Annotated in this window: 17 protein-coding genes, 1 tRNA gene and 1 pseudogene; 9 read left to right on the top strand and 10 right to left on the bottom strand. The window is 42.3% G+C overall.

Annotation, left to right across the window (positions count from 1 at the left end; all coding sequences use genetic code 11):
• Positions 1 to 239: 239 nt before the first annotated feature.
• Positions 240 to 1,706, bottom strand: a complete 1,467-nt coding sequence (glmM, locus tag ANSO36C_RS28780; protein ID WP_251957546.1) for a phosphoglucosamine mutase — start codon at positions 1,704 to 1,706, stop codon at positions 240 to 242.
• Positions 1,707 to 2,275: 569 nt separating this feature from the next.
• Between glmM and ANSO36C_RS28775 the strand changes: the two genes are divergently transcribed.
• From ANSO36C_RS28775 to ANSO36C_RS28765, 3 genes are all read left to right on the top strand, one after another.
• A complete protein-coding gene (locus ANSO36C_RS28775) occupies positions 2,276 to 2,992 on the top strand; it encodes a biliverdin-producing heme oxygenase (protein ID WP_251957545.1) in 717 nt (238 codons plus the stop codon).
• Between the two features lie 772 nt (positions 2,993 to 3,764).
• The gene (cobW, locus tag ANSO36C_RS28770; protein ID WP_251957544.1) at positions 3,765 to 4,805 is read left to right on the top strand and encodes a cobalamin biosynthesis protein CobW; all 1,041 of its coding nucleotides are present in this window, start codon (positions 3,765 to 3,767) and stop codon (positions 4,803 to 4,805) included.
• A 122-nt stretch (positions 4,806 to 4,927) separates the two neighbouring features.
• Complete coding sequence (locus ANSO36C_RS28765) at positions 4,928 to 5,380, top strand: ABA4-like family protein (protein ID WP_251957543.1); 453 nt, start codon at positions 4,928 to 4,930, stop codon at positions 5,378 to 5,380.
• Positions 5,381 to 5,447: 67 nt separating this feature from the next.
• Here the strand turns inward: ANSO36C_RS28765 and ANSO36C_RS28760 are convergent, their stop codons facing one another.
• From ANSO36C_RS28760 to ANSO36C_RS28750, 3 genes are all read right to left on the bottom strand, one after another.
• Entirely contained in the window at positions 5,448 to 5,663 is a 216-nt protein-coding gene (locus ANSO36C_RS28760) for an acetyltransferase (RefSeq protein WP_251957542.1), read from the bottom strand.
• 277 nt (positions 5,664 to 5,940) lie between these two features.
• Positions 5,941 to 6,249 carry a DUF3181 family protein gene (locus ANSO36C_RS28755; protein ID WP_251957541.1) on the bottom strand — a complete coding sequence of 103 codons (309 nt, stop codon included), beginning with the start codon at positions 6,247 to 6,249 and terminating at the stop codon, positions 5,941 to 5,943.
• 119 nt (positions 6,250 to 6,368) lie between these two features.
• The gene (locus tag ANSO36C_RS28750; RefSeq protein ID WP_251957540.1) at positions 6,369 to 6,626 is read right to left on the bottom strand and encodes a hypothetical protein; all 258 of its coding nucleotides are present in this window, start codon (positions 6,624 to 6,626) and stop codon (positions 6,369 to 6,371) included.
• Between the two features lie 93 nt (positions 6,627 to 6,719).
• On the opposite strand from ANSO36C_RS28750, the gene ANSO36C_RS28745 reads away from it, so the two are divergent.
• On the top strand, positions 6,720 to 7,409 hold the full coding sequence (locus ANSO36C_RS28745) for a Uma2 family endonuclease (protein ID WP_323374530.1): 690 nt from the start codon (positions 6,720 to 6,722) through the stop codon (positions 7,407 to 7,409).
• A 112-nt stretch (positions 7,410 to 7,521) separates the two neighbouring features.
• Here the strand turns inward: ANSO36C_RS28745 and moaC are convergent, their stop codons facing one another.
• On the bottom strand, positions 7,522 to 8,028 hold the full coding sequence (gene moaC, locus ANSO36C_RS28740) for a cyclic pyranopterin monophosphate synthase MoaC (RefSeq protein WP_251957539.1): 507 nt from the start codon (positions 8,026 to 8,028) through the stop codon (positions 7,522 to 7,524).
• A gap of 34 nt (positions 8,029 to 8,062) precedes the next feature.
• Between moaC and ANSO36C_RS28735 the strand changes: the two genes are divergently transcribed.
• Positions 8,063 to 8,136: transfer RNA gene (locus ANSO36C_RS28735), tRNA-Arg, on the top strand.
• Between the two features lie 38 nt (positions 8,137 to 8,174).
• Here ANSO36C_RS28735 and ANSO36C_RS28730 read toward each other — a convergent pair.
• The 3 genes and pseudogenes from ANSO36C_RS28730 to ANSO36C_RS28720 all read right to left on the bottom strand — a co-directional run bounded on the left by ANSO36C_RS28730 (position 8,175) and on the right by ANSO36C_RS28720 (position 11,444).
• Positions 8,175 to 9,423: pseudogene (locus ANSO36C_RS28730) on the bottom strand (MFS transporter).
• Positions 9,424 to 9,711: 288 nt separating this feature from the next.
• Positions 9,712 to 10,725, bottom strand: a complete 1,014-nt coding sequence (locus ANSO36C_RS28725; protein WP_251957538.1) for a glycosyltransferase family 2 protein — start codon at positions 10,723 to 10,725, stop codon at positions 9,712 to 9,714.
• Positions 10,726 to 10,739: 14 nt separating this feature from the next.
• A complete protein-coding gene (locus ANSO36C_RS28720) occupies positions 10,740 to 11,444 on the bottom strand; it encodes a C40 family peptidase (protein ID WP_251957537.1) in 705 nt (234 codons plus the stop codon).
• Between the two features lie 9 nt (positions 11,445 to 11,453).
• Here ANSO36C_RS28720 and ANSO36C_RS28715 point away from each other — a divergent pair, with 9 nt between their 5' ends.
• The gene (locus ANSO36C_RS28715) at positions 11,454 to 12,386 is read left to right on the top strand and encodes a serine hydrolase (RefSeq protein ID WP_251957536.1); all 933 of its coding nucleotides are present in this window, start codon (positions 11,454 to 11,456) and stop codon (positions 12,384 to 12,386) included.
• 45 nt (positions 12,387 to 12,431) lie between these two features.
• Here the strand turns inward: ANSO36C_RS28715 and ANSO36C_RS35210 are convergent, their stop codons facing one another.
• Positions 12,432 to 12,674: a hypothetical protein gene (locus ANSO36C_RS35210; protein WP_410174736.1), complete on the bottom strand. Its 243-nt coding sequence runs from the start codon at positions 12,672 to 12,674 to the stop codon at positions 12,432 to 12,434.
• Between the two features lie 151 nt (positions 12,675 to 12,825).
• Positions 12,826 to 14,463, bottom strand: a complete 1,638-nt coding sequence (locus ANSO36C_RS28705) for a purple acid phosphatase family protein (protein ID WP_251960468.1) — start codon at positions 14,461 to 14,463, stop codon at positions 12,826 to 12,828.
• 649 nt (positions 14,464 to 15,112) lie between these two features.
• Between ANSO36C_RS28705 and acsF the strand changes: the two genes are divergently transcribed.
• The 3 genes from acsF to ANSO36C_RS28690 are packed head-to-tail and all read left to right on the top strand — an operon-like array spanning position 15,113 to position 16,626.
• The gene (acsF, locus tag ANSO36C_RS28700) at positions 15,113 to 16,189 is read left to right on the top strand and encodes a magnesium-protoporphyrin IX monomethyl ester (oxidative) cyclase (RefSeq protein ID WP_251957534.1); all 1,077 of its coding nucleotides are present in this window, start codon (positions 15,113 to 15,115) and stop codon (positions 16,187 to 16,189) included.
• A gap of 47 nt (positions 16,190 to 16,236) precedes the next feature.
• Entirely contained in the window at positions 16,237 to 16,464 is a 228-nt protein-coding gene (locus ANSO36C_RS28695; RefSeq protein ID WP_251957533.1) for a hypothetical protein, read from the top strand.
• A gap of 12 nt (positions 16,465 to 16,476) precedes the next feature.
• Entirely contained in the window at positions 16,477 to 16,626 is a 150-nt protein-coding gene (locus ANSO36C_RS28690) for a hypothetical protein (RefSeq protein ID WP_251957532.1), read from the top strand.
• Positions 16,627 to 16,640: the final 14 nt, after the last annotated feature.

The following is a 16,640-nucleotide window of genomic DNA, read 5'->3' as shown; positions in this document are numbered from 1 at the left end:
ATGACCAAGACTGGTTAATTTGCAGAAACCGTAACGACGAAAATTTGCATTTTTAAATGGTGAGATAGTAGCTACTCCCTTCCTCCGAAAGAATACCTAAATTTTTTCACGAACCGCCATCTTTACGAGAAGCTTCCGCCAACGCGCAGCGTCTCGTAAGAGTTGGACGCTAAGGACACCAAGCAAGAGAGAGATCAATAAATAGGTAATCTTTTGTCGTGGGAAGGGAGTAGGAAACGTTATATATGTTGTTGGACTTGCGAAACTAATTCATTTGTCCAGTGGTTGGCGAGTTCTGCATTGGCAGCTTCTACCATAACCCTGATTACTGGTTCTGTGCCAGAGGCGCGAACCAAAATTCTGCCGGAATCACCCATTGCAGCTTCAGCAAGAGCGATCGCTTGTTGCACTGGTTGACAATCTTGCCATCCTAAACGGCGATCGCGATCAACAACTCGCACGTTCCGCAATAATTGTGGATATGTCTGGAAACTTTGATCTACTAATTCGCTAAGGGAAACACCCGCTTCTTTTACCAAAGCTGCGATATGTAAGGCTGTTAACAAACCATCTCCAGTAACTGCATAGTGACGGCAAAGAATATGACCTGATTGTTCGCCGCCTAACATTCCCCCAGTCCGCAGCATTTCGGCTTGCACGTATTGATCGCCGACTGCGGTACGAATTAAGTTACCACCAATCTGCTGCCAAGCTTTTTCAAAGCCTAAGTTAGCCATGACTGTAGATACAATCAGGTTGTCTGGCAATTGTTGGTTTTGTTGTAAGTGGCGTCCCCACAGGTAGAGAATGTAATCGCCGTTAACTTGCCTACCTGTATTGTCTACTGCTAAGACGCGATCGGCATCGCCATCGAAGGCAAAGCCGATGTCGGCGTTGTGTTCTTGTACTGTGGCTGCAAGAATATCTAGGTGGGTGGAACCGCAGTTAACATTAATGCGATCGCCATCTGCTTCGTTATGCAAGCAGATTACCTCTGCCCCCATTTCTGTAAATACTGATGGCGCTAAACCAACTGCTGCTCCCCACGCCAAGTCTAAAGCAATTTTCATTCCCTGAAGATTTAGGCTACTGTTCAAGGGTTTTTTTAACGCCTCACTATAATGCCCTACTAACTCAAAACGTGAGTAATGCCGTCCGCAATTACTGACTTTAGCGATCGATGATATCTTGCCACGCAGTCCCGCTTCTATTTCTGCCTGCAATATTTGCGGTAACTTGCCACCATTAGCACCAAAAATCTTAATCCCATTGTCTTCTGGGGGATTGTGGCTAGCAGAAATCATCACTCCGCCGATGGCATCAGTAATGCTGGTGAGATAGGCAATGCAAGGAGTGGGGCATAATCCCAAATACCAAACCTCTAACCCTGCTGCTGTTAACCCTGCACTCAAAGCCATTGCCAGCATATCGCTGGAGTTTCTAGAGTCTTGTCCGAGAATGACTGGCCCTACTTGAGTCGCATGGTTACGTAAAACAATCCCTGTCCAAAAACCAACTTGCAATGCTAGAGGCGCACTCAGTAATTCTCCTACTTGTCCGCGAATCCCATCTGTGCCAAATAAAGGATTTGCTGGTAGCGGGATTAAATTCAGTCCAAAACTGCTTTCAATGCCTTTGCCCAATCCCTCAGCTTCGGAAGCAGAACCCCCAGCAATGCCCGATGTCCGAGTTATAGATGAAACCATATTTTTAAACACTCCACACAATCACACTGAAAAATAGCACTTAAGACTTTATTCAGCAATTTTGACATGCTTTTTCTTTTTAGAAATTCATTCTAGATCAAGCTATCTTTACGTAAACATACTGAATTCACGCCTCTTTTTTTGTAAATTCTTCATAAAGTCAGTATTAGTTTTTACATTATTAGTAAAGTCTCCACATCTTAACTAATTATTCCTTTTATGCAATTACGTTTAGTCTTGATTTTTATTTGTACTAGTTCACACTTCGCAATACTACTAATCAAAAAATATGTAATAAATATTACCTTTGTTTCATGACAGGGGTTTTTCAGCAAAGCTGAGAATGAAAGAAAAATTTAGCTAATAACAACAAAAAATCAAAACACTGAAATGTAAAATTATATTCTCTTACCTTTCTTGCGGTGTAAAAAAATACAAAGCTACCGCAGCTTAAAAAATTTTAATATAAATTCTCATCAAATAGTTTTAAGGTAACGTTTTAATGGCTTTTTTAGCCGTTAGTGAATTAAAACTCCGGCAGTTAACTTTTTAAAGTTGAGAAATTTAGCATGAGCAGCAATTTAGCAACCAAATTACGTGTAGGCACTAAGAAAGCCCACACAATGGCAGAAAATGTAGGTTTTGTCAAGTGCTTTTTAAGAGGAGTAGTCGAGAAAAACTCTTACCGGAAACTTGTTGCTAACTTCTACTTCGTCTACTCAGCGATGGAAGAAGAAATGGAAAAGCACCGCCAGCACCCAATTCTTTCTAAAATTAACTTTCCTCAGCTAAACCGCAAGTATACCCTAGAGCAAGACCTGAGTTATTACTTTGGTGCTAACTGGAGAGAGCAAATTAAGCTATCTCCCGCAGGTGAAGCTTATGTAAAGCGTATCCGAGAAATATCTGCTACAGAACCCGAACTGTTAATTGCTCATTCATATACTCGTTACTTGGGCGATTTATCTGGGGGACAAATTCTCAAAAATATTGCTGTAACGGCGATGAATTTGTCTGATGGGCAAGGAACAGCTTTTTATGAGTTTCCAGAAATTCCTGATGAGAAGGCATTTAAAGCGAAATATCGGCAAATTGTGGATGAATTACCCCTTGACGAAGCTACAACCGATCGCATCGTTGATGAAGCTAACGCTGCCTTTGGCGTAAACATGAAGATGTTCCAAGAATTGGAAGGCAATTTAGTCAAGGCAATCGGTGTAATGGTGTACAACAGCCTTACACGACGTCGTACACGCGGCAGTACTGAACTCGTCACTGCTGAGTAACTGTGTTGAGATTGCGGAGTTTGGTGTGTGGAATCTAAGTCCCGATAGCCTAATGAAAGATAATTAATAGGTGTTTCTGGAGAAAGAGCGATTAACGCTCAAAATATTTAGGGGCGATCGCCTTGTGACTGCTTTCTGTTGGTGAAAGCAAGCATGGGGAGATTGCCCCTCAATTATTTTTAAGAGTTAGCAGTTAGTTATTAACACCAATGTTTTGGGATTGTGCTTGAAGAAGAATTCAGAAGTCAGAATGGGCTAAACGCCCCGCTACCGCTAACAGGAGTCAGAATCAAGACGCTCGTTCGCCTTTGGCGTCTCCCCTTGGGAGAAGACTCGCTAACGCAACTCTTAGAGACGCTAAAAGCGAACGCTATCAGTCGGGGATTCAGACCGCGCAGGAATTGAAGACCACCAAATTTTCAATTTGGTGGGGGTGCAAAAACTCCGATTATTCAGACGCGACGCTCGAATACTCGCTCTAAGCGAAGCATCCCGAAGGGTATACGCTGCGCTATCCGCCAGTCATACAGAATTCAGAATGAATTCTGACTCCTGACTCCTGAATTCTGTTCGATAAATTTTCAACTTACAGCAGTTTTCATTTATTTGAACCACATCTGTTGTAGGGGGTAAGGTCTTGCGCCCCTACGCATGGTCTATTTACCTGAAAATAGCTGTAAAATAACTAAGTCAATCTTCAAACCAAGCTTAATCTCAGTATTTAAGTTTGTAACCCGTAAAACTTCTTATACTGAGTCAATCAGGCAAAAATATGGCAACGAAAATTCCTGTCACAGTGATTACAGGCTTCTTAGGTAGTGGAAAAACCAGCCTAATTCGCCACCTGCTACAAAACAACCAAGGCCGCCGCATTGCCGTTTTAGTCAATGAATTTGGCGAACTCGGTATTGATGGCGAATTGTTAAAATCTTGTCAAGTTTGCCCAGAAGATGGTGAGGGCGACACTAATATCTTTGAATTAACCAACGGCTGCTTATGCTGCACCGTGCAGGAAGAGTTTTACCCGACGATGCAAGAGTTAATCAAGCGGCGAGATAGCATCGACTGCATTTTGATTGAAACCTCTGGTTTAGCGTTACCAAAACCATTGGTGAAGGCTTTTCGCTGGCAAGAAATTCGCAACGCCGCCACTGTGGATGCGGTGATTACCGTGGTAGATTGTGCCGCCGTAGCGGCGGGGACATTTGCTAGCAATCCAGATGCGATCGCAGCCCAGCGACAAGCTGATGATAATCTAGAACACGAAACACCCTTGCAAGAACTGTTTGAAGACCAACTTGCTTGTGCAGACTTAGTGGTGTTGAATAAAATTGACTTGGTGGATGCCGAGACAAAAGCCAGAGTTGAAGAATTGATTAAGCAAGAGTTACCCAGAGTGGTGAAGATTGTCGAGAGCGATAATTCTCAACTAGATGCATCTATATTATTAGGATTTCAAGCCGCAGTTGAAGACAATTTAGATTCTCGTCCCAGTCATCACGATACTGAAGAAGACCACAATCACGACGAAGAAATTATCTCAACTAATTTAGTTTTGGATCGTACCTTTGATCCAGAAAAGCTGCAACAACAGTTAGAGAAATTAGCACAACAACAAGAAATTTACCGAATTAAAGGCTTTGTGGCAGTGCCAAATAAATCAATGCGTTTGGTGATGCAAGGCGTAGGAACCCGATTTGATAAATTTTACGATCGCCCCTGGAAACCCGAAGAGCCTAGGCAAACCCGCTTAGTTTTTATTGGACGTGATTTGAAGTCTTCAGAAATCGAATCGCAACTTGTAGCTTTATAAGTATACCCAGAAACCCGACTTCTCAAAAAAGTCGGGTTTCTATATTTTGAGAGTTACGATTTATGAATAATTAGTTAATTTAAAACATATAATAACTGAAATGTTTTTCACTTTACAAAAATATGACGATCTCTCAACTTTTTAATGCCGCCAATCTTTTTGTATTACCCTTTTGGGCGTTGATGATTTTATTGCCAAACTGGAAAGTTACACGGCAGATAATGTCATCATATTTGCCATTTGTGCTGTTAGCTGGGGCATATTTGTATTTGTTTATCAGCAGTATTACCCCAGAAAATGCCCAAGCTTTATCGAATCCCCAATTAGCTGATATCGCTAAATTTTTTGCAGATGAATCGGCTGCTGCAACAGGTTGGATTCATTTTTTAGTGATGGATTTATTCGTCGGTCGCTGGGTTTATTGGGAAGGGCAAAAAACAGGTGTTTGGACAATTCATTCTCTTGCGCTGTGTTTGTTTGCTGGCCCTATGGGATTACTGTCTCACATTTTGACTGACTGGATTACTAAGGCATTTTTTCCCAATTCTCAGCAGAATGAAACGGTGACAATATAAGAAAAAGCTGCATCATAGTATGGCACTTAGTAAGGTAGCACATCTGTGCTACCCTATTAATTAATCATTAACCGTTGTCGTGTCTATAGTCGGCATCTAACCAACAGCGTGGTAAAACTTCACCTGAAGGGAAAATGAGATTTTCTTTTTTAAAAGTTTCAGGTTGCTGTTCTTCTTGACCTTCTTGGTCTTTTCCGTGAACAACATCATTATTCGGGTCAATTAATTCCTGAATTTCAACAATCTTTACCAATTCACCACTATCTTTGACTTGTAAAAGCATAGAAATTGCCTCAATGAGTTTGCATGAAAGTTCAAAGCGAGTTTGAAGATCAACTCGCTTAAATCTAAACTGATTTTGAACGCGGAGATTCCTTAATTGTTAAAGGAAATTTTTATTAGATATCCACACAGAAATTACACGAGATTCATCTATGTGTATCTATATTAATTTTTATAGATTTGTCAAACCACAGCATTACCTAATTCAGGAGTGAAACTCGAATCAGGAAATGCTAATTAATAAAATTGTCCAAGTAATATAATCTTGGTTTTAGCAACTAGAAATCACGTTGATATTTTTCCAAAATATCTACTAAAGTGACTTGGCATTGCAGAGGTAGTAAATCGATTAAAGGAACTTCACGTTTCCCGCCACCAATTTTTATTGGAATTGCTCCCAACACTTGTAAAACTCGGTCTTCATTTACAGTATTAGAAGTAATTAAAGGATACAGTTGCTCGGCAACAACTGTATGCAGTTTGGCATTAGATAAATAAAGATGCCATTTGGCAACGTCTATATAGACGTTTTCGCCAATCTCAGCTGCTAGGGCTTCTAGTAGTTCTGTGGTATTAGTCTTAGCCATAAAAATAACCCTACATTAAGAAAAAGTGCGAAATCTCAGGCTTTTTTACATTATGGCTCAATTAACAGCCTAATCCTACTACCAGAGGTTACAATCGCCCCAGCATGAGTAATCCATCTTCAGGTGGATTTTGAGGGAGTTTCGGTGTAGTTAGCGATCGCACTAATATAAATCAGATGCGCTAAAACTATCCCCGTCCAACTTAACGTTACTAAAGGCAGCCACTCCCAGCTAGTGTCTTTCAAAATGTGGAAAAACCATAAGCCAGAGTTAATCGTAGCAGCGATCGCTACATGCACAGCAAAATTCATCCGGTCATCGATTTTACGATAATCAGCGTCTTTGCGATCGGGTTTGCGAGGCCAACGAGGAGGCATAAATATTTGTTACAGATTTAAATACACCCTATTTATTCTAAGGTTTTTGTGGCAACGGTTGCTATTAGACCCTTATAAGCAGTCATAATTGAATTGCCAGTCATAATTGAATGTAAGTCAAGAGCCACTGGGTTAAATCAAATGACCATCTTTGAGCAAATAGACCCCGATCTCCTCTATCCAGATAGTGACGGCAAACCAATGGCAGACAATACAGAACAGTATCGTTGGATTGTCCTGATTAAGGAGAATTTAGAGATTCTGTTTGCTAATAATGACAATATTTTGATTGCGGGAGATTTACTTTGGTATCCAGTCCGTTCTCGGCTGATTACACCAACTGCACCTGATGTAATGGTTGTTTTCGGTAGATCCAAGGGAAAACGCCGTTCCTATCGTCAGTGGCAAGAAGATAATATTCCGCCGCAAGTAGTCTTTGAGATTCTTTCTTATAGTAATGATACCAAGGAGATGGAGCGCAAGCTGGAGTTTTACGATACTTATGGTGTTGAAGAATACTATTTATATGACCCTGAAAGTTTTCAACTAGATGGCTGGTTGCGGCAAAACAACCATTTGAATAAGCTATGGCAAATGGATAGTTGGATCAGTCCCCGTTTGGGAATTAGATTTCAAACTGGGCTTGGGGAGTTAGTAATTTACCGTCCAGATGGACAGAGATTTTTGAATTCTCTGGAACTCAATCAACGGGCTGAACAGGCTGAGTTATTGCTAGAACAAGAACGTCAACGCGCTGAACAGTTAGCAGCATATTTTGCGTAATCTCGGCATTGATCCTGATAATCTCCCGTGAGTGAATATTGGGGATAAAGGAGAAGAATTAATAACCAATTCCCAATTCCCAATTCCCAATTCCCAATTCCCAAAAAGCTTATTACTCTGGCGGCAAATAATCTCCTGATTTCCCGCCACTCTTACTTATTAAACGAATCGATTCAATTTGAATCGACTTCTCTAAAGCTTTTGCCATATCGTATAAAGTTAGTGCAGCCACAGAAACGGCAGTTAAAGCTTCCATCTCTACACCAGTTTCAGCTTTAGTTTTGATTGTGGCTTGAATTTGATAACCCGGTAGTTGGGGATCGGGTATAATTTCGACTGCAATTTTTTGCAAAGGCAAGGGATGACACAGAGGAATTAAAGTGGCTGTTTGCTTGGCTGCCATAATCCCAGCCAATCTTGCAGTTGCTAACACATCACCTTTTGGGACATTTCCGGCTTGAATAGCAGCGAAGGTTGTTGGCAGCATTCGCACATTAGCAGCAGCTACTGCTTGGCGGATGGTGGGTGCTTTATCAGACACGTCTACCATTTGCGCTTGTCCGTGTTGATCTAGATGGGTTAAGTTGGCAAAATTAGATGGAAAATTATCTTGCGCCATTTAGTTAGAACGTGTTAATATAAGTTGTCAGTGGGGGTGTGTAGCTCAGTGGACTAGAGCACGTGGCTACGGACCACGGTGTCGGGGGTTCGAATCCCTCCTCGCCCGTATTTGAAAGTTAAGAGTTGAAAGTTAGGAGTGATGAGTTAAATTTCTTCACTCCTAACTTTTAATTTTTTCAAGGCATAAGCATCTGGAGCTAGACCTAGTGCAAAGCGGAAGGAGTTGGATAGGTTTTTGCTCGACTGGGTGAGGAAGAGGACAAGTGCAAGAGAAGTCATCGCAGCACCATAGCCGAACATATCGCGGTAGCCTACAAGTTCGGCGATGATACCCAGAAGAGGAGCAGCGATCGCAATTCCCAGGTCAAGTCCAGCTATACATATAGCAAAAATTTGCCCCCGTTCTTGCGGCTGAGAGCGGTCTGCCATCATGGTGATCATCATGGAGATGAGTGTACCACCACCAGCACCTTCAGCGATTCGCAGCCAGTAAGAAAAACATCGCGCTGTTAGCCTGCCACAGCAGTATTAACGCTAAAACGTAGCAAAAAATACCAAAAGTAATAAATAAACCACGACCGAAGCGATCGCTTGCCTTACCAGCAAATACCCTGATACTAAAACTAGCAATTGCCGCAGCTGTAAAAAACAATCCGCCATTGAAGTCTACATCAGTGGATTTGAGAAATAATGACACAAAAGTATGTACAGCACCAACGGACAAACCAACCAGTAACATAACTATAGTTGGAACTCTTACCTGTGGACTGGCCAAAACTTGCCAAAAATTACGATTATCTGTTTGTTCCCGTGTTTGCACTGGCGGATTTGTGACTTGTACAATCTGTAAGAGAGCGACAAAACCCAATTCGGCACAGAAGAGAAATAATATCCCGTAACCACTTGTAGCTTCCAAATACCCACCCAAGGCGGGGCCAATTGCTAAACCAAGGGGAGTTGCTAAGGTCATGTAACCAATGATTTCGCCACGAGTTTCGGCGGGAGCTAAATCTGCGACTAAGGCACTGTAGCCAGTGGTAAAAGCGGCAACACTAATGCCGTGAAAAATCCGCACCAAGATTAATAACCCAAGAGATTGAGTTGCCAGATAACCAAAGGGTGCGATCGCAGCTACTATCGTACCAATCAACAAGACACTTTTTCGGCCACGTTCATCAGCTAACCGTCCCAACATTGGGCGAGATAGCAATAACCCAATGGCGAAACTGCCCATAACAATCCCAATTTCTTGCTTACTTGCGCCCACATCATCGATGTAAAGCGGTAGTGTTGGTAAGAGCAAAGACAAGCTCGACCAGAATAATAAACCTGCCGTAAATAAAACAAGCAGGTTGCTTCGTAGTTCGGCGTCAAAGGTATTAAATGCTTTCAAGGTAGATGCAATTTAAATAGTTTTTTGTCCTTTGTCATTTGTCATTTGTTTAGAGTCAATCAATATTTACTCTTAATTATTTAACTGACTTTTCACGGCATCTGGAAAACCTCACTTCTATTTCTCTCTCCCAAAAGGAGAGAGACTTTGAATTTCCCCCTTACCGATGCGGTAAGGGGGTTAGGGGGTTAGGTTAATCGTTAGCTTTTCCACATAACCTGAATTGTCAGAACTATTTACTAATGACCAATGACTAATGACGAATGACCAATAACTACTATTGTTACCTTACTTAACATTTTTTGCTACTACCTCTCGCACCCGATAAATAGGCCGTCCTTGGGATTCATGGTATGTACGCATGAGCAATTCTGCTAAAAGACCGAAGCAAAATAACTGCACTCCTGTTACTAAGAGGAGAACTGCTAAAATTAGCAAGGGGCGATTGCCAATCATCTCGCCTAAAGCCAATTTAACAAAAGTCAAGTAAATTCCGATCGCAGTTCCCGAAAACATTGAAATCAAACCCAACAGCCCAAAAACGTGCATCGGGCGGGTGAGAAATTTTTTCATAAACAGGATGGTTAACAAATCCATCAACACGCGGAATGTCCGCCAAATCCCATATTTGCTTTGGCCAAAGCGACGGGCATGATGACGCACTGGCATTTCAGTAATTCTCGCTCCTTCGATATACGCCAAAGCAGGTAAAAATCGATGTAATTCTCCGTAGAGGTTCATATCTGCCAACAGTTCTGCACGATAGGCTTTCAGCGAACAGCCATAATCATGAATATTCACGCTAGTAGTATTACGAATTAGCCAATTGGCAATTTTAGAAGGAAGTAACCGATTTACAGCACCATCTTGGCGTTTTTGCCGCCAACCACTCACCAAATCGTAACCCTCATCCAGCTTTGCTAATAACATAGGGATATCAGCCGGATCATTTTGAAGATCAGCATCTAAAGTAACGATCGCTTTACCGACTGCATAATAAAATCCAGCAGCCATCGCCGCAGTTTGTCCGTAATTACGACGCAAAATCACCGCCTTTAAATCTGTGCGGATTTGCGCCTCCTTCTTGAGAAAATCCCCGGAACCATCTGTAGAACCATCATCTACACAAATGATTTCATAATTTACCTGACTAGACGATAAAGTAGATGCGATCGCTTCTAGTAAAAGCGGCAAACTTTCCACCTCGTTATGTATCGGCACCACCACCGAAACATCTGGAACGATTGCTGAAATCGCCCCATTTTCCCCCATCACCCCTTGTTCAACCAACCCACTCCTCATATTTCTTCGCGCCCTCAGCGTCTCTGTGGTTCGTAACTCTTAAAAACTCTACCAGCACCCCGCACCTGCTGATAGTAAGACTGACTAACAGCATCCCCCTGTTCCGAAAGAACATCAATCCCAATCCCATCTCGTCCCTGATCTTTTCCAGAACTATGGATATAATAACCATCAGCCAAATAAAGCCCGACATGAGTTGCTTTTTGACTAGTTCCAAAAAATACCAGATCCCCGGCTGCTAATTCTGCAATAGTAATTGTTTGAGTGAATCCTTCCTGTTGATAAGCATCTCTAGGTAGCCAAATACCCACCGAAGCAAACGCTGCCTGCATCAACCCAGAACAGTCGTAATTTGGCCCAACCGTACCACCCCAAAGGTAATAATTGGATTGCTGCATCGCTTTTTGGGTAAAGGCGATAACCTCCGCTAGGAGTTTTTTAATTTCAGATTCAGAAAATATTGCAGCCTGATAGGGTAAAGTAGCAGGTTGTAATGAATCAAAATCTGAAACAGATACCCATCCTGGATAGTCATCTTCACATAAATACACCTCAACTGCTAAATTTTGATAATTTGATGTTACCCATAAATGTCGTCCAGAGGCGGCTTGAGTTGCTAAACGCGTACATTCAGGAGAATCATATAAATTCAGGTTAGCGAAACACTGATACTCCCCTGATTTTGGATTTTGGATTTGTGATTTTAAATTAAAGGACATTATTAGAGAATGGTTTTTTTTAATAAAGACGATCAACTGGAAAATCTTGGTAATGGCATTTTAGATGCAGCTTGGACAGCATTTCCGACCTTAGCGCGTAACCAAATTGCCATAACTTGGGTTGTTTACGATCCCCCAGTGCGAGTAAATACTGGTGGGGCGCTGACTCCTAACGCTTTTTGGGATCATCCAGTTCGTGGTTTTACTTATCGTGGTGTTGAGCGGATTTATCCCGCTAGTGTAGTCAAACTATTTTACCTAGTGGCGGTAAACGAATGGCTAGAAAAAGGCATGGCTCAAAACTCCAAGGAGTTGGAGCGAGCCTTGCGGGATATGATTATAGATTCTAGTAACGATGCTACCAGCTTGGTTGTAGATATTTTGACTGGCACTACATCAGGGCCAGAATTACCAATCGGGCCTTTTGAAACCTGGAAATACCAGCGTAATATTGTTAACCGCTATTACCAATCATTGGGTTGGGAAGAATTGCAGACAATTAACGTCTGTCAAAAAACTTGGGGTGATGGCCCTTATGGGCGAGAACGGGCGTTTGTGGGAGAGTTGCTGGAAAATCGCAATATGTTGACAACAAATGCGATCGCTCGGTTACTGCATAGTATTGTAGGTGGAGTAGCGGTTTCAAGTGCGCGATCGCAAGCTATGATGGCTTTACTCAAACGTCCTCTCAACGATTTGCCCACAGACAGAGAGGAAGATCAGGTAACAGGTTTCTTAGGCGGTGGACTGACTGAAAATGCTCAAATTTGGTCAAAGGCAGGTTGGACAAGTCAAGTTCGCCATGATGCCGCGTATATTGAGTTACCAGAACAGCGCCCTTATCTCTTAGTAGTATTTACTGAAGGTAAAGCACAGGCTAAGAGTCAGGCAATTTTGCCCTTTGTTTCTAAACTAGTTGCCGATGCTATTGGCAGTCTATAATCTACTCCTGTGAACTTAAATGAGATAGCTGATTAGAAACCGTGCCTACGCAGGCAAAACCCACCTCCGTGGGTTCAAACCCTCAATTTTTTTAGTACAGCTTTGCGTAAATCGTAGCGTTTTTAATGCAAGGGGACGCGTTGGCATTGTCAGTCGATGCGTTGGCATTGTTAGTCGATGCGTTGGCATTGTTAGTCGATGCGTTGGCATTGTTAGTCGATGCGTTGGCATTGTTAGTCGATGCGTTGGCATTGTTAGTCGATGCGTTGGCATTGTCAGTCGATGCATTGGCATTGTCAGTCGATGCATTGGCATTGTCAGTCGATGCGTTGGCATTGCCAAATTTAATTCGCTACGAATTAATGAAATGCTGTACTTAGTCAGCAGAGGCGGACTTTGTTTGTGTAGCCGCGAATTCCATTCGCTTTGGTTATTTCAACTATTTCAACTTAAATTCGTCAAACTTCAATACTTCCGAATCAGGCTTACGAGTATCAAAGCGATAACTACTTATCGTACCCGCCCCCGTATCAAAGATACTGAAAACCGTAATATCATTACTCGCAATGTAAGGCATCGGCTTTCCATCTTCGCCCAGCAAAGGGGAAATTGTTGGTACTATCGGTTCTAAACCATTGGGATCACCAACATTAACATAATCCTCTTGATATCCTATTGGTACTTCTCGCTTTCTATCACCCCAAGCAGCACCGTAAGTATTACCTACATTAGATGTTTCTAGAAAGTGCATTCCACTGGGACTAACAAAGCGGTTCCACAAATGGGAATGTCCATAAAATACCAATTGCACATTAGCTGCTTCAAGTATTGGGACAACATCACGAATAATATAATCTGCGTCTTTAGGATATTCGTAACGCACTGCTTTGATATTATTATCATCCCGTTCAATTATCTGTACTGGTTCTGTATAAGCAGGAACTATATTATCACCCAAAGTATGGGGTGGATGATGGAACATCACAACTTTGTATTTTGCTTGTTGAAACTCAGGGCTGTTGAGTTCTGCCTCTAGCCAATTATACTGCTTGCTGCCTTTAGCAATTGGCTCATAAATTACCTGTCCATAACCCCAATTTTCAAGATTATTTAAATCCTTTTCAGCTTCTCGATATCTACCCTTATTCTTTCCATTTAAGCTGGGAGTCCGCCACATATTCGTAGCGTACAGTACCACCAAACGCACATCACCAAAAGTAACTGCATAATACCTTTTTCCACCCTCTTTACTTTTTGGTAAAGAAAAAATTTCTTCGTAAGTATTAGTATTAAAGGAATTATCTATTAAGTTGTCCTGGTAGATTTTTTGGGCAGCGACACGGGGGAACGTATCATCAAATTCATCATTTAAACTTCCCATTCTGGCAAATCGCCCCATAACCTCATGATTGCCAATACAAGTAAACATGGGTGCGTGTTGAATTATTTGTCCGCCAGTGTAGATTGTCTTTACCCCGTCGTGCGTCATTTCATATTTAGCACGACCTTGTAAACCGGGAAATAACGCACCACCACTATTATCATCAAACCATTCTGAGGCGCGATCGCTAATATTAATTAAATCACCGGCAAACCACACCCCATCAACTCGTCCAACTGTTTCTACCACCTTTTGCAGATTTGCAGATGTCATCGGTTTTAACTGATGATCTGAGGTGAGTAAAATTTTTAGTGGTGTATCTAACTTAGGAGTAGCTGCGAGGGTAAAAACATCACTGCTAACACTCTCGTTGTCTTCTCGGACACTCGTAACCCGATAGTTTACCCGCACACCAGGAGTTAACCCAGTTACCTCAGCCTCATGTCGCCAAATATCACGCAGGACGGGTTTTTGATAAATTTGGCCGTCTTTGGTTTGGTTTGCAACTTTTGACTCTTGATCTTCACGCGTGCGAGTCAGTTTGGTAATATTTGCTTTAGCGGTTTGTTTGAAATTTTCCCCGTAAGTTACTGTATGATTAACACCAGCAAACTCAGTAAACCAAACTACTTGCACTGAGGTTTCAGTTGGCAATTGCAAAAATGGGTCGGTGAGCAGTTGGGGTGCTGATGTCATAATTGTTAGCCCAAATGAACGCACAATTAACAAAGTAAAGCATATAACAAGCACAAGCGCAGCTACTGAGGAGATTTTACGGCGGCTTAAGCGTCTGAGCATGAGTAATATACCAAGTTTCTAGGGTATTCACCGACTGAAGGCAATTTTATTATTAGCCATTTCTGCGGACAGGGTTAAAAATTTTCAATGATTATCATCACTAGGAAGTGAACATTTAATTTCCTGAAAGTTCTATGTAATTGCGGTTTTGGTTCATTCTACGCTTAATTCAGGCTTGTCAATATTCAGACTCGTTGCCCTGATTTGACTGCCAATATTGAATTGTTGTTGCAACTCTTAATGTTTTACTTATTAGTTTCTAACCCGCACCTTGGTAGACTGAACTTTATACAATTGGATTATTGTGGGCTGTTATCGGCTTGCCAAAGCATTATTTTTGGCTTTCTGGTTAGACAGTCCAGTCTTCGGAGTTCCCCACGAGGAACTGCCCTTAGTGTAAGGATGAGCCAGCGTGGTCTTTTGACGCAAAAGCGAGAGCGCAGCGTTAGTGAGTCCGCGGGCGACTGGCAAATCCGAAGGGTAGCGACGTAAGAACGTCACCCGAAGAGTTTACTTAAGATAATAAAGACGAAAGAGCAATCCAGACATGGTAGATTCCCTCAAAAAACCAGGCTTTGAAGAAATCCGGCCAGGGATTAAAGTCCCAGCGAAAGAAACCCTGTTAACACCTCGGTTTTATACTACCGATTTTGATGAAATGGCGCGGATGGATATCTCCGTCAACGAAGACGAGTTACAAGCCATTCTCGAAGAGTTCCGCACTGACTACAACCGCCATCACTTTGTTCGGGATGCCGAGTTTGAACAATCCTGGGATCATATTGACGGGGAAACTCGCAAGTTGTTTGTTGAATTTCTAGAACGTTCCTGTACGGCAGAGTTTTCCGGCTTTTTGCTGTATAAAGAACTTGGCCGTCGCTTGAAAGGAAAAAGCCCCGTCTTGGCAGAGTGCTTTAACCTGATGTCACGGGATGAAGCACGTCACGCTGGCTTTTTGAACAAAGCTTTGTCGGACTTTAATCTCTCCCTAGATTTAGGGTTTTTGACAAAGAGCCGCAGTTATACCTTCTTTAAACCGAAATTCATCTTCTACGCTACTTATCTTTCTGAGAAGATCGGTTATTGGCGCTATATCACCATTTATCGCCATTTAGAAGCACATCCCGAAGACCGGGTTTATCCAATCTTCCGGTTCTTTGAGAACTGGTGTCAGGATGAAAACCGTCACGGCGATTTCTTTGATGCGATCATGAAATCTCAGCCGCAAATGTTGAATGATTGGAAAGCACGGCTGTGGAGTCGGTTCTTCCTGTTGTCGGTGTTTGCGACAATGTATCTTAATGACATCCAACGGAAGGACTTTTATGCCACCCTTGGATTAGATGCGCGAGAATACGACATCCATGTAATTAAGAAGACCAACGAAAACGCAGGTAGAGTGTTCCCACTCATGCTGGATGTAGAGAATCCAGAGTTTTATCGGCGGTTGGATACTTGTATAAGCAATAATGAAAAGTTGGGTGCGATCGCTAACTCCAACACTCCCAAATTCTTGCAATTCTTCCAAAAACTGCCGCTTTACATCTCCAATGGCTTGGAGTTATTACGCCTGTACCTGATAAAACCGATTGATACTGTTTCTACTCACGGGGTAGTTCGTTAAGTTACAGCGTATTTCAGGTAAATGAAGTACACGGGTAGGGGCACAACATGTTGTGCCCCTGCGATTACTTGAGTGAAATTACCGCAGCCTACTTGCGCCTCTATGATTCACGCCGCCTTCCCCAAATTGCCGAAGCAGGTGAAAATAGTCGAGCTTGGCAACATGCGATCGCAGTTGATGATGCTTTAATGTGTTGGTCTGAAATTACACCCGCCTTTATAAATCCATCAGTGGTATCCGTAGCAAAGTCTCGCGTGTGGGAGTTGAGCATCTAGAACGCCTTGAAAATGTCTCTTTGCGGCATCGATTTACGCCGCACACCTGGAAATGAATGGTACTGCTTCGAGGTTAATCCTTCGCCTGGGTTTACTTATTACCAACAGTTTACAGGTCAACCAATTAGTACTGCGATCGCTAATTTGCTGGTAAGTAGGTAGGTGGGAAAATTTAT

This window comes from Nostoc cf. commune SO-36 (assembly GCF_023734775.1).
GTDB lineage: Bacteria > Cyanobacteriota > Cyanobacteriia > Cyanobacteriales > Nostocaceae > Nostoc > Nostoc commune_A.
This window is presented reverse-complemented; position numbering and strand designations above follow the sequence as displayed.